Source organism: Mycobacterium sp., assembly GCF_032161845.1.
GTDB lineage: Bacteria > Actinomycetota > Actinomycetes > Mycobacteriales > Mycobacteriaceae > Mycobacterium.
Genome location: NZ_JAVRQA010000089.1, coordinates 1 through 12,131 on the forward strand (window position 1 = coordinate 1; position 12,131 = coordinate 12,131).

A 12,131-nucleotide genomic window follows, 5' to 3' on the forward strand; every position below is an offset into this window, starting at 1 on the left:
CGCCGCCAAGGGCGGCGCCCTGATCGAGCTGAACTCGGAGACGGACTTCGTCGCGAAGAACGAGGAGTTCCAGGCGGTGGCCGCGCAGATCGTGAACGCGGCTGCCGAATCCAAGGCTGCTGACGTCGACGAGTTGAAGGCTGCGCGGGTCGGCGACAAGACCGTCGAACAGGTCATCGCGGATCTCTCGGCCAAGATCGGCGAGAAGCTCGAACTTCGCCGTGTCGCGTACTTCGACGGATCGGTCGAGGCGTATCTGCACAAGCGGTCGTCGGATCTGCCGCCCGCCGTCGGCGTCCTCGTCGAGTACACCGGAGGCAACGCCGAGGCTGCGCACGCCGTGGCGCTTCAGGTCGCGTCGATGAAGGCGAAGTACCTGACGCGTGAGGACGTTCCCGCCGAGGCCGTCGCCAACGAGCGTCGCATCGCCGAGGAGACGGCTCGCGAAGAGGGCAAGCCCGAGCAGGCCATGCAGAAGATCATCGAGGGTCGCCTGACCGGATTCCTCAAGGACGTCGTCCTTCTGGAACAGCAGGCCATCTCCGATGACAAGAAGAGCGTCAAGGCCGTGATCGACGAGGCCGGAATGACCGTGACACGGTTCGTCCGCTTCGAGGTCGGTCGCGCCTAGGCACAAGACTTGAGCGACGCACCAATTCGCTCAGCTAGGAGACCCCGCGTCCCCACCGGCGATCCCGGTCGGCGCGGGGTTTCTCCGTATCCAGGCCTCGACGACCCGGCAACGCTATTGCACACGTGTGTTGCTAGCGTCAGGCGATGACCTACGTTTCTGCGTACGAGGACGACGCACTTGGTGATTTCGACGCCACGGGAGTGGCCGAGGCCATCCGGACGGGGGCGGTATCCCGGCTCGAGGTCGTCGAGGCGGCGATCGCTCGCACACTCAAGGTCAACCCTCGATTGAACGGCCTGGCCTACGAGGCCTTCGATCAGGCCCGCGCCCGGGCATCTGCGGACACCCCCTACGGCGGCTTCTTCGACGGCGTGCCGACGTTCGTCAAGGACAACGTCGCCGTCGAGGGCATGCCGACGATGGACGGCGCCGACGCCTGGGAGCCCCGGCCGGAGACCGCGAACGGCGACTTCGCGAAGGCCTACCTGTCGACGGGCCTCAACGCACTCGGCAAGACGCAGTTGTCGGAGTTCGGCTTCAGCGCGGCCGCCGAACATCCGCGGCTCGGCGCTGTGCGCAATCCGTGGAACCCGGATCACACGGCGGGCGCGTCATCGTCGGGCTCCGGCGCGTTCGTGGCGGCAGGCGTAGTGCCGATCGCACATGCCAACGACGGCGGTGGTTCGATCCGGATCCCAGCGTCGTGCAACGGGTTGGTCGGACTCAAGCCGTCGCGTGGCCGACTGCCTCTGGACAAGGACATGCGCCAGATGCCGATTCGGATCGTGGCCAACGGAGTGGTCACCCGGTCGGTCCGCGACACCGCAGCGTTCTATCGTGAGGTCGAGAACGTCTGGCGCGGAATGAAACTCGATCCGATCGGTGACGTGACGCGGCCGGGACGGGCTCGGTTGCGGATCGCCGTGTTCACCAAGTCCGTCAAACGCGAATGCAGCCCCGAGATGCGCGATCGGACCCTTGGCACCGCCGCACTCCTCGACCGGATGGGCCATCGTGTCGAATACCTCGACGAGCCGCCGGTCGCGGAGTCCTTCATCGACGACTTCCTTCTGTACTGGGCTCTGCTCTCGTTCGCGCTGGTGCGCGGCGGCAAGGGGCGCTTCGGCCCGTCCTTCGACCGCGACAAGCTGGACAACCTCACTCTGGGCCTCGAGCACCACGCGGCCACCAACCTGCACCGGCTTCCGTTGGCGATCGCCCGGCTGTCAACACTGCGCAGGAGGATGGCCAAGCAGGTGCGCGACTACGACGTACTGCTGACGCCGACGCTCGCCGACGCGCCACCACGCGTCGGACATCTCGATCCGACGGCCGACTACGAGCAGATCATCGACCGGCTGGTCGACTGGGTGGCCTTCACACCGCTTCAGAACGTCACGGGTGACCCTGCCATCTCGCTGCCGCTGGCCGAATCAGCCGACGGTCTACCCATCGGCATGATGTTCAGTGCCCGATGGGGGCGCGAGGCGACGCTGCTCGAGCTGGCTTACGAATTGGAGGAGGCCGCACCGTTTCGGCTTCTAAAGGCCAGCAGCGGTGCGGATTCCGAAGTCCAATCACACTGATGGGCTTCATCACCCCGGAATCGTCGGCGGAACGACGACGAAATCCGTTGCGGGCGTGACACAGCACCGTAATCCGACTTAGGTTGACGTAACCTGCCGGACATCACTAGTAGCAATCGAAGAAACACGACGAGCTGACCATCCAGTTGTGGACACCACTGCGGCCACAACCGTTCGATCACCGGCGATCGCCGCTGCGTCCGGCAACACCTTCGGGTACCTGGTCCGGTTCGCCTTGGCAAACATTCGTCGTAGACCCGAACGGTTCGTGCTTTCCGTCCTTGGCATCGCGTTGGCGATCGCGTGCGTCGTGATCGTCCGTACCATCTCGTCGAGCTTCGCCATCACTGGGGCCGACTCGGTGACCGACGTCTTGGGAAGTGCTCAACTGTGGGCGGTGCCCGCCGCCGGTGTCCACTTCGATCCCGATGCCCGAGCCCTGGTCGCTGACGGCCCGGCGCCCGAACTCGTCCTACCGCCGGGTTGGACGGGCACTCAGACTCTCGCTGGTGTGACCACCATCGCTGGGACGTCGGTGGCGCTCCGCGGTAGCGGTGAGATGCCCTCCGGGCAAGCAACTTTGGGCTCCGCGCTCGCAGACCGCCTCGGCCTGACTCAGGGGGCGACGGTGGCGATCGGAGGCCAGAACCTCGTCGTCGGCATCGCAGGCAGCGGAGAGTCGGCCACCGTGTCGACCGACCTCGCCAGGTCGCTGATCGGGGACAGGGGTTGGTGGACGCTCTTCGCGCCGCCCGGTCACGAGAAGAACCGCAATCTAGGGCAGACGTTCGGCGATGCGACGGGTCTGCCGTCGACGACCGACCCCTCGGTGATGCCCGATGCGGGCGGCCAGGGTCTGATCTACGACACCGTCGGCGGTAACGGGCCGCTGACCTTCGAGCAGAAGTTCTCGGCGCTGTTCTCCGGCAAGGTCACCAGTTCGACCCTCGGGCTGATCTCGACGATCGGTCTGGGATTGGGCTTCGTGATCGCCGTGTCCTCGTTCCTGGCGGCGGTTGCCGAACGCAAGCGTGAGTTCGGCATCATGTCGAGCATCGGATTGGCCGACGAGGTGCTGTACTTCTTCCTCGTCGAATCGGCAATCGTGTTCGTCGTCGCCTATCTAATCGGGGTTGCGGGCGCGGGAGTCGCAGTGGCACTGGTAATTCCCGGGATCGCTACGCCGACCGCGTGGCTGCAGGCCTCGGGCATGGTTGCCGCGTTCCTGCCCGCCATGGCGATCGTCGGAGCGTTGGTGCCGGTCCACCGTCTGCTGCAACAGCGGCCCGTCGACTTGTTGGGAGACCGCTAGTCATGGCCGGGGCGAGCGAAGCGAGGGGGAAGTCATGTTGAGCAAGGGTTTGGCCTACGGCTGGCTCTCCGCGCGTAGACGCATCGGGGAGATGGTCCTGCCGGTGGTCACCACCGCTACCGGAGCGTTTCTCGTGGTCATCGTGTTCGGCATGTCCGACGGCATCCGCGCTCAGTCGGCCTCGCTCGGTCACGCCGAGGAGATCGGCCGGGCCGTCGTCTTGATCGCGGTCACGGTTCTGCTCGTCGGCGTCGTCGAGGTGGCCGTCGCCACCACCCGCACCGTCGCGCACCGCACCAGAGAGCTCGGAGTGCTCGGCGCCAACGGGGTCCCGCGCCAGCCCGTGGTGGCGGCGCTGCTCGTCGAACCGGTCGTGGCGGCCCTGCTCGGTGCGATCTCCGGTGCTGCGCTCGCCGCCGTCGTTGCTTTGGTGCTCGGCGCAACGGGTTTCGTCCCGACCGGCGTCGCCACTGGCGGACTCTCTCTAGGCGCCTGCATCGCCGTCGTCGTCAGCATCGTCGCCGCGTTGGCCACGAGCATCGTACCCACCTGGACCGCAGCGTCGCGGCCACCGATTCGTTCGCTCTCCTCGGGAGGCTGATTCATGACGGTCATCAACGACAAGGACGAAACCGTGGTCGACGTCGAGGCGCCGACCGCAGCCCTCGACTCGACGGCGGCACCAGTCATCGAAGTGTCCGACGTCTGGAAGCTGCACAAGCTCGGTGACGAGGTCGTGAAGGCCCTCGTCGCTGCCGATCTCAGCGTGATGCCAGGCGAGTTCGTCTGCCTGATGGGGCCGAGCGGCAGCGGAAAGTCGACGCTGCTCAACATCATCGGTGGGTTGGACCGACCGACGAAGGGGTCGGTGAAGGTCGCCGGCAAGGACACCGGACAGCTGACCGAAAGCCAGTTCGCCGCGCTGCGACACGACACCATCGGGTTCATCTTCCAGAGCTACAACCTGATTCCGTTCCTGTCTGCCGTCGAGAACGTCGAGCTTCCCTTGATGTTCGAGCCTTACGACCGGAAGTCGTTGCGCAAGAGGGCGATGGAACTGCTCGAGCTGGTCGGACTCGGTCACCGTGTGCACCACCAGCCGACCAAGATGTCCGGTGGCGAACAGCAGCGCACCGCCATTGCGCGCTCGCTGATCAGCAACCCGACGCTCGTCCTCGCGGACGAGCCGACGGCCAATCTGGACCACAAGACGGGAGAGACGGTCGTGCGCATGCTGCGCGACCTGTGCTCGACCATGGGCGTCACTGTCGTCGCCAGTACCCACGACCCGATCGTCGCCGAAGAGGCGAGTCGCGTCATTCGGATGAGAGACGGACAAATCGTCAACTAGCTCGGCCCCGTGAGGGATTCGATTCGATTGGGAGAGAAGCAATGACACAAGAACTCGAGGCGGCGCCACCAGCTGGTCGCGACGCGCTGATGACCACCGAGCTGGTGCCGGAACAAATCCTGCCCAAGGTGCTCGGCACCTTCGGCCTGACCGCCACCTACGTCTTCATCATCTGCTGGATCACCGGGTCGTCGATCATGGCGGGCGGTGGTTGGACGGCGATTCCGATGTGGATCCTGGGAATCATCACCTTCCTTGTGCCCGCGGGCCTCGCAGTCGCGGAGCTGGGCAACCTGTGGCCTGGCCAGGGCGGTGTGTACATCTGGGCGTTCCGCACCATGGGCGACAAGATGGCATTCCTCGGCGGCTACCTGTCGTGGGTGCCCGTCGTCCTCAATACCGCATCGTCGCCCGCCATCGTGCTTCAGCTCGTGCTCCTCGCATTCCACGCCGAGCTGGGGCTGACGCTGAGCATCATCATTCAGTTGGTGATCCTGTGGTCGGTGGTCGGGCTGGCGCTCGCCAAGCTGGCCGCCAACCAGAAGATCATGAACTACACGTTCATCGTGTACATCGCGCTGACCCTGACCATCATCGTCTCGGCCGTCGTCCACGTGATGGGCGACGGATCCGCTCAGCCGTTCAGCTGGCACGAGGCGTTGGTGCCCAACTTCGTCGGTGCAGGCTTCCTGTACGGCACGGTGCTGCTGTACCTGGTCGGCGTCGAGACACCGTTCAACATGGGTGCCGAGTTCCTGTCGGTGAAACGCAGCGCCACCAAGATGATTGCGTTCGGGTCAGCTGCGCTGATCGCCATCTACCTGCTCACCACGATCGGGACGATGATGGTGCTGCCCGTCGCCGACATCGATCCGGTGACCGGCGTCATCGGCAACCTCGGTGTGTCGGGCTTCCCCGGCCTGATGGAGATCGCGGCGATCATCTTGGCCGTCATCGTGTTCGTCGCGATGACGACCTATCAGGTGGCCTACTCGCGCCTGATCTTCGTGTCGGGTCTGGAGCGCCACCTGCCGCGCATCTTCACCCATCTCAACCCCCGCACCCGGAATCCGGTGACGGCCATCCTGATCCAAGGCGTGCTGTCGTCGCTGATCCTGGTCGGGCTGTACTCGCAGAGCAGCATGGCGAACGTGACGATATTCCTGCAGGGCGGCCTCAGCGTCGTCTGGCTGATCTCGGGCTTCTTCTTCTTCATCCCGTTGGCCATCGCCAGGAAGAAGTATGCCGATCGTTATGCCAACGAGGACTTCTGGCGAATTCCTGGCGGCATGGTCGCGGTGTGGACGGTGGTGGCCGTCGGTGTGGTGGCGACCTGCGCCGGCATCTACTACTCGTTTGCCTCGCCATGGATCCCCGGTATGGAGCCGGCTCTCTGGATGACGTGGGTGGGTTCGATTGCGGTCGGCATGTTCGTGCTCGGCGGCATCGTGTACTTCTTCGGCCGGCGCTCGGCGGCCAAGGTGACGAAGGAGGACTCGCTGGCACACCTGGCCGTCCTCGACCTGACCAAGACCGAAACGACAAGCCAAGAGGGAGCCTGACCCATGACCCTGGACAGCACCACGCTCAGCGCGGACGCTACTGAGGACAAGGCCAACTATCCGCTCGACCCGTTGTCGGGAGCCGAGATCGAGGCGGCCGCGGCGATCATAACCGCATCCGAATATGCTTCGCCGACACTGAAGTTCGTGATGATTCAGCTCGCGGAGCCGGCCAAGACCGCCGAGCTGACGTTCTCCCGCGCTGACGTGCCGCGCTGCGCGTTCGCCACGATGTACGACGCCGCCGCGAAGATGATCTACGAGGCGGTCGTCGATCTGGGCGCCAGCATGATCGAGTCGTGGAAGGCGATTCCTGGCCGCTTCCCGTCCTATCTCGTCGAGCACATGACCGGCGTGGAGGAGAAGGTTCGTGAGGACCCTCGGTGGCAGGAGGCGATGCGCAAGCGCGGCATCACCGACTTCAGCCTGGCGATGATCGACCCGTGGCCGGCCGGCTACTACGGTCAGGGCGACCACTACGACAACTCGCCTCTTATCTGCCGTCCGTTGACGTTCATGCGGGCCGCGCCTTCGGAGCACGGCTATGCGCGACCGGTCGAGGGTCTGATCGTGACGTTCGACCTCGACAACATGGAGGTCATCGACATCGAGGACCATGGCGTGGTGCCGATGCCGCCGACGGCGGGCAACTACGACGAGCGGTACATGTTCGACCCGAACAACCGCCCTGCGTTCACCGAATTCCGTTCGGACGTCAAGCCGATCGAAATCACCCAACCCGAGGGCCCCAGCTTCACCGTCGACGGGTGGCAGGTGACGTGGCAGAAGTGGTCGTTGCGCATCGGCTTCAATCCGCGCGAGGGCGTCACGATCCACGAGGTGACCTACACCGACCGCGACGAGACCAGGCCCATCCTGTACCGCGGCTCGCTGTCGGAGATGGTGGTGCCCTACGGCGACACCTCGCCGACGCACTGGAACAAGAACGTCTTCGACATGGGTGAGGTGGGCATGGGCTTCTCGGCCAACCCGCTGACGTTGGGTTGCGATTGTCTTGGCGAAATCCACTACTTCGACGGCACGGTCAACGACTCCGACGGCAATGCCGTGACGATTCCCAACGCCATCTGCATGCACGAGGAGGACTACGGAATCTCCTGGAAGCACACCGACTTCCGCACGTCTGAGGTGGAGGTCCGCCGTTCGCGCCGACTGGTCGTTTCGATGATCTGTACGGTCGGCAACTACGAGTACGGGTTCTTCTGGTACTTCTACAACGACGCGTCCATCGAGGTCGAGGTCAAGCTCTCGGGCGTGCTCACCACCGGCTCCATCCCCGACGGCGAGATCCCACGCTGGGGCAAGCTCGTCGCACCGGGTGTCTATGGGCCGAACCACCAGCACTTCTTCAACTTCCGCCTCGACATGAGCGTCGACGGCCCGGGAAACAGTGTGTACGAAGTGGATTCGATTCCAGAGCCCGATCCGGCGCTCAATCCGCACCACAACGCCTGGATCACCCAAGACACGCTGGTGGCCTCGGAAGCCGAGGGCGCTCGCGACTGGGACTGGCAGACCGGTCGGTATTGGAAGGTCTCCAACCCCTCAAAGAAGAACGAGCTCGGAGCTCCGGTGGCCTACAAGTTGGTGCCCAAGGAGATCGTGCCGGTGATGGTGCAGGAGGGCTCATACATCTACGACCGGGCGCGGTTCGTCCAGCACAACCTCTGGGTCACCAAGTACGACGAGGCGGAGAAGTTCGCCGCGGGTGACTACATGTACCAGTCGGCCGATGCTCAGGGGCTACCGGAGTTCGTCGCGGATGACGCGCCGCTGGAGAACACCGACGTGGTGCTCTGGTACACCCTCGGTGCGCATCACGTGGTGCGACCGGAAGACTGGCCGGTGATGCCTTGTGCCTACACGGGATTCCATCTCAAGCCGATCGGCTTCTTCGACGGCAACCCGGCACTGGACATCCCGCCGACGCCCCCCAAGGCGTGTCACGGGGCGCACCACTGATTCGGTGGCTTTCAGCCAAGGGCGGCGAGCAGCTTCTTCAAGTCTGCTCGCTGCTCTTGGCGTAGTGGTGCCAGCACCTTTCGCTCGGCGTCGCGAACTCCTACGTCGGTCCGCTTCAGCAGGTCGACGCCGTCACGGGTGAGTTCGGCGGGCAATGAGCGGCCGGAAGACACCGTGTCCGGTCGTGTCACCAGCCCACGTTCCTGAAGGCTTCGCACCACCATGTGCATCGCCTGGGGCGAGACGCTCGCGTCGCGGGCAAGGTCGGCGTTGGAGCGACCCGGCGCCTTGGACAGGATTCGCATGCAGATGTATTGAGGGAAGGACAGCTCCAGCGGTTCGAGCACCGCGGAGGTCACCTCGGTGCGCAGCTTGGCCGCCACCTTCGTAAGGAGGTATCCCAAAGGTTGGTCCCCGGCGTCGCTCATGTCAATCATCTTGACACATATCAACTAAGTTGATAAACAGGGTGGCATGACTCATTCGACAGATGAAATGTTCGATTCCGCTTACCGCGGCGAGGCCGAGGAGATGGGACTCGGTACCAGGCCGCCGTGGAGTATCGGTGAGCCGCAGCCCGAGATCGCGGCGCTCATCGCCGCGGGCAAGTTCCACGGCGACGTGCTGGACGCCGGGTGCGGCGAGGCTGCGACCGCGCTTGCGCTGGCGGAGCAGGGCTACACGACGGTCGGCCTCGACCAATCGGCGACCGCCATCAAGCTGGCTCGCGAGGAGGCTGCCAAGCGGGGCCTGAGCAATGCCACCTTCGACGTCGCCGACATCAGCGCATTCACCGGATACGACGGTCGGTTTTCCACGATCGTCGACTCGACGCTCTTTCACTCAATGCCTGTCGAACTCCGTGACGGCTACCAGCAGTCGATCGTCCGTGCGGCCGCTCCTGGTGCGTCATACTTCGTCCTCGTCTTCGATCGGGACGCCTTGGGCGACAACGGCCCAGCGAATCCCGTCACCGAGCAGGAACTACGTGACGTGGTGTCCAAGTACTGGGTCATCGACGACGTCCGGCAGGCCCGCATCCACGCCAACGTCGCGGAGAACTTCAGCGGGTTCAAGGACTTTGCGGGTGAGGGCATTCGGGACGAGGGCAACGGCCGGATGTCGGTGGGCGCCTGGCTGCTGTCCGCGCACCGCTGACGAGCGCTCGCGCGAGGAAACATCCCACCGCTGACGAGCGCTCGCGCGAGGAAACATCGCACCGCTGACGAGCCTTCGCTACCCCTTCGTGCCCCCAATCCAGCCGTTTGGCAGGATTGGGGGCGTTGCCCACTCGCGTGCGGACCCGAAGGAGCGTCATGGCGGAAACGGTCCTGGCCGACCCAGCCGACCAGTCGGGTTACTCCCGCGTCCTGCTCAAACTGGGCGGAGAGATGTTCGGCGGCGGCCAGGTGGGCCTCGATCCCGACGTCGTCGCACTGGTCGCCCGGCAGATCGCCGAAGTGGTGCGTGGCGGAGCGCAGGTCGCTGTGGTCATCGGTGGCGGCAACTTCTTCCGAGGCGCACAACTCCAACAGCGGGGGATGGAGCGCAGCCGCTCGGACTACATGGGCATGCTCGGTACTGTGATGAACAGCCTTGCGCTGCAAGACTTCCTGGAGAAGGAAGGCATCGACACCCGCGTGCAGACCGCCATCACGATGGGCCAGGTCGCCGAACCGTACATTCCGGGCCGGGCCCGCAGACATCTGGAGAAGGGCCGCGTCGTCATCTTCGGAGCTGGCATGGGTCTGCCTTACTTCTCGACCGACACCACCGCCGCGCAGCGGGCACTGGAGATCGGTGCCGAGGTGGTGCTGATGGCCAAGGCCGTCGACGGTGTGTTCACCGCCGATCCCCGGACGCACCCCGACGCCGAGTTGCTGCGGTCGATCACGCATCGCGAGGTCATCGATCGCGGCCTTCAGGTCGCCGACGCCACGGCGTTCAGCCTCTGCATGGACAATCGCATGCCCATCCTGGTGTTCAACCTGCTAACCGACGGAAACATCGCGCGCGCGGTCGCGGGTGAGAGGATTGGCACACTGGTCACCACCTAGACGGTGGACGACCGGGCGAGCGCCAGCGGACGGGAGAAGAACAAGTGATCGACGAAACCCTCTTCGAAGCCGAGGAGAAGATGGAGAAGGCGGTCTCGGTAGCGCGCGACGACCTGTCGTCCATCCGCACCGGTCGCGCCAATCCCGGCATGTTCAACCGGATCAAGATCGATTACTACGGGTCGCTGACGCCGATCACGCAGCTCTCGAGCATCAACGTGCCAGAAGCTCGGATGGTCATCATCAAGCCCTACGAGGCGAACCAACTGCGCAACATCGAGGATGCGATCCGCAACTCCGACCTTGGCGTCAACCCCGGCAACGACGGCAACGTCATCCGGATCTCGATACCGCAGCTGACCGAGGAGCGTCGTCGCGACCTCGTCAAGCAGGCGAAGTCGAAGGGCGAGGACGCCAAGGTGACGGTCCGCAACGTCCGCCGCAAGGCGATGGAGGAGCTCGCCAGGATCAAGAAGGACGGCGAAGCAGGCGAGGACGAGGTCGGGCGGGCCGAGAAGGATCTCGACAAGAGCACCCAGACCTACACCGGCCAGATCGACGATTTGGTGAAGCACAAAGAAGGCGAGCTGCTGGAGGTCTAGGTCGCCGCAGACCAGACCTTCAGCAACAGCACGGTGGCTAACACCGACACGGCGCCCGAGCCGAACAAGAAGCAGGGGCGGGCCGGGCGCAACCTCCCCGCCGCCATCGGGGTCGGGGCGTTCCTCGGGTTCGGCGTCATCGCCATCCTGGTGTTCGCGCCGCTGGGCTGGGTTCCGGTCGTGGCAGTGGCGATGGCCATTGCGACCCATGAGGTAGTGCGTCGGCTGCGGACCGCGGGCTACGCGATCCCGATCATCCCGCTCCTCGTCGGCGGCCAGGCCATCGTCTGGCTGACCTGGCCCTTCGGCCCAGCGGGCGCGCTGGGTGCCTTCGGCGCCACCGTCGTCGTATGCATGATCTGGCGACTGCTGTCCGGCGGCCTTGCGAACGCGCCGGAAAACTACCTCCGCGACGTCACCGCGACGATCTTCCTGGCCACCTGGATACCGCTGTTCGGTGCGTTCGGTGCCCTTCTGGTCTATCCCGAGGACGGCCGCTGGCGGGTGCTCTGCTTGATGCTCGGCGTCGTCTTCTCCGACATCGGGGGATACGCCGCCGGGGTGCTGTTCGGCAAGCACCCGATGGTTCCCGCGATCAGCCCGAAGAAGTCGTGGGAGGGCTTCGCCGGCTCCCTGATCTTCGGCACCGCCGCGTCCGTGCTCGCCGTGACGTTCCTGCTGGAGAAGCCCGCCTGGGTCGGTATCCCACTCGGGCTGATGCTCGTCGTGACCGGTACCCTCGGCGACCTCATCGAGTCTCAGGTGAAACGGGACCTCGGAATCAAGGACATGGGTACGTTGCTACCGGGCCACGGCGGACTGATGGACCGTCTCGATTCGGTCCTGCCCTCGGCCGTCGCGACGTGGGTCGTCCTGACGCTTCTGGCCTAGCTTGGCGGCCCGCGAGTTGATCCAGCACGCCAATGCGCCGAGCACCAGACCGACCCCGACTCCGACGTCCACCCGTTGGCCGAGCATCAGCCAGGACAGCACGCCTGCGACGGCGGGGATGACGCAGAACAGCATCGACACCGCGGCCGCGCC

The 12,131-nt window shown here is 64.9% G+C and carries 12 protein-coding genes and 1 pseudogene; 11 read left to right on the forward strand and 2 right to left on the reverse strand.

Going from position 1 to position 12,131, the window contains the following annotated elements:
- From tsf to QOD90_RS05325, 7 genes are all read left to right on the forward strand, one after another.
- Window positions 1-631 (forward strand): translation elongation factor Ts (gene tsf, locus QOD90_RS05295; RefSeq protein ID WP_526347389.1); only part of this gene is annotated, 631 nt, incomplete at its 5' end.
- Window positions 632-777: 146 nt separating this feature from the next.
- The gene (locus QOD90_RS05300) at window positions 778-2,220 is read left to right on the forward strand and encodes an amidase (protein ID WP_526347391.1); all 1,443 of its coding nucleotides are present in this window, start codon (window positions 778-780) and stop codon (window positions 2,218-2,220) included.
- Between the two features lie 148 nt (window positions 2,221-2,368).
- A complete protein-coding gene (locus tag QOD90_RS05305) occupies window positions 2,369-3,532 on the forward strand; it encodes an FtsX-like permease family protein (protein WP_526347393.1) in 1,164 nt (387 codons plus the stop codon).
- Window positions 3,533-3,566: 34 nt separating this feature from the next.
- Entirely contained in the window at window positions 3,567-4,133 is a 567-nt protein-coding gene (locus QOD90_RS05310) for an ABC transporter permease (RefSeq protein ID WP_526347395.1), read from the forward strand.
- Between the two features lie 3 nt (window positions 4,134-4,136).
- Window positions 4,137-4,883: an ABC transporter ATP-binding protein gene (locus QOD90_RS05315; protein ID WP_526347397.1), complete on the forward strand. Its 747-nt coding sequence runs from the start codon at window positions 4,137-4,139 to the stop codon at window positions 4,881-4,883.
- A 41-nt stretch (window positions 4,884-4,924) separates the two neighbouring features.
- Window positions 4,925-6,445 carry an amino acid permease gene (locus tag QOD90_RS05320; RefSeq protein WP_526347399.1) on the forward strand — a complete coding sequence of 507 codons (1,521 nt, stop codon included), beginning with the start codon at window positions 4,925-4,927 and terminating at the stop codon, window positions 6,443-6,445.
- A 3-nt stretch (window positions 6,446-6,448) separates the two neighbouring features.
- Window positions 6,449-8,428 (forward strand): primary-amine oxidase, encoded by a 1,980-nt coding sequence (locus QOD90_RS05325; protein WP_526347401.1) that lies wholly within the window; start codon window positions 6,449-6,451, stop codon window positions 8,426-8,428.
- An 11-nt stretch (window positions 8,429-8,439) separates the two neighbouring features.
- On the opposite strand, the gene QOD90_RS05330 is transcribed toward QOD90_RS05325, so the two are convergent.
- Window positions 8,440-8,865, reverse strand: coding sequence for a MarR family winged helix-turn-helix transcriptional regulator (locus QOD90_RS05330; protein ID WP_526347403.1), 426 nt, complete (start codon window positions 8,863-8,865; stop codon window positions 8,440-8,442).
- A gap of 37 nt (window positions 8,866-8,902) precedes the next feature.
- Between QOD90_RS05330 and QOD90_RS05335 the strand changes: the two genes are divergently transcribed.
- The 4 genes from QOD90_RS05335 (at window position 8,903) to QOD90_RS05350 (ending at window position 11,978) form a co-directional block, all read left to right on the forward strand.
- Window positions 8,903-9,586 (forward strand): class I SAM-dependent methyltransferase, encoded by a 684-nt coding sequence (locus QOD90_RS05335; RefSeq protein ID WP_526347405.1) that lies wholly within the window; start codon window positions 8,903-8,905, stop codon window positions 9,584-9,586.
- A gap of 158 nt (window positions 9,587-9,744) precedes the next feature.
- On the forward strand, window positions 9,745-10,485 hold the full coding sequence (gene pyrH, locus QOD90_RS05340; RefSeq protein WP_526347407.1) for a UMP kinase: 741 nt from the start codon (window positions 9,745-9,747) through the stop codon (window positions 10,483-10,485).
- Between the two features lie 44 nt (window positions 10,486-10,529).
- Window positions 10,530-11,087, forward strand: coding sequence for a ribosome recycling factor (frr, locus tag QOD90_RS05345; protein ID WP_526347409.1), 558 nt, complete (start codon window positions 10,530-10,532; stop codon window positions 11,085-11,087).
- 33 nt (window positions 11,088-11,120) lie between these two features.
- On the forward strand, window positions 11,121-11,978 hold the full coding sequence (locus tag QOD90_RS05350) for a phosphatidate cytidylyltransferase (RefSeq protein ID WP_526347411.1): 858 nt from the start codon (window positions 11,121-11,123) through the stop codon (window positions 11,976-11,978).
- Here the strand turns inward: QOD90_RS05350 and QOD90_RS05355 are convergent.
- Window positions 11,889-12,131: pseudogene (locus QOD90_RS05355) on the reverse strand (DMT family transporter); the annotation flags it as partial. The gene QOD90_RS05350 and the pseudogene QOD90_RS05355 overlap by 90 nt on opposite strands.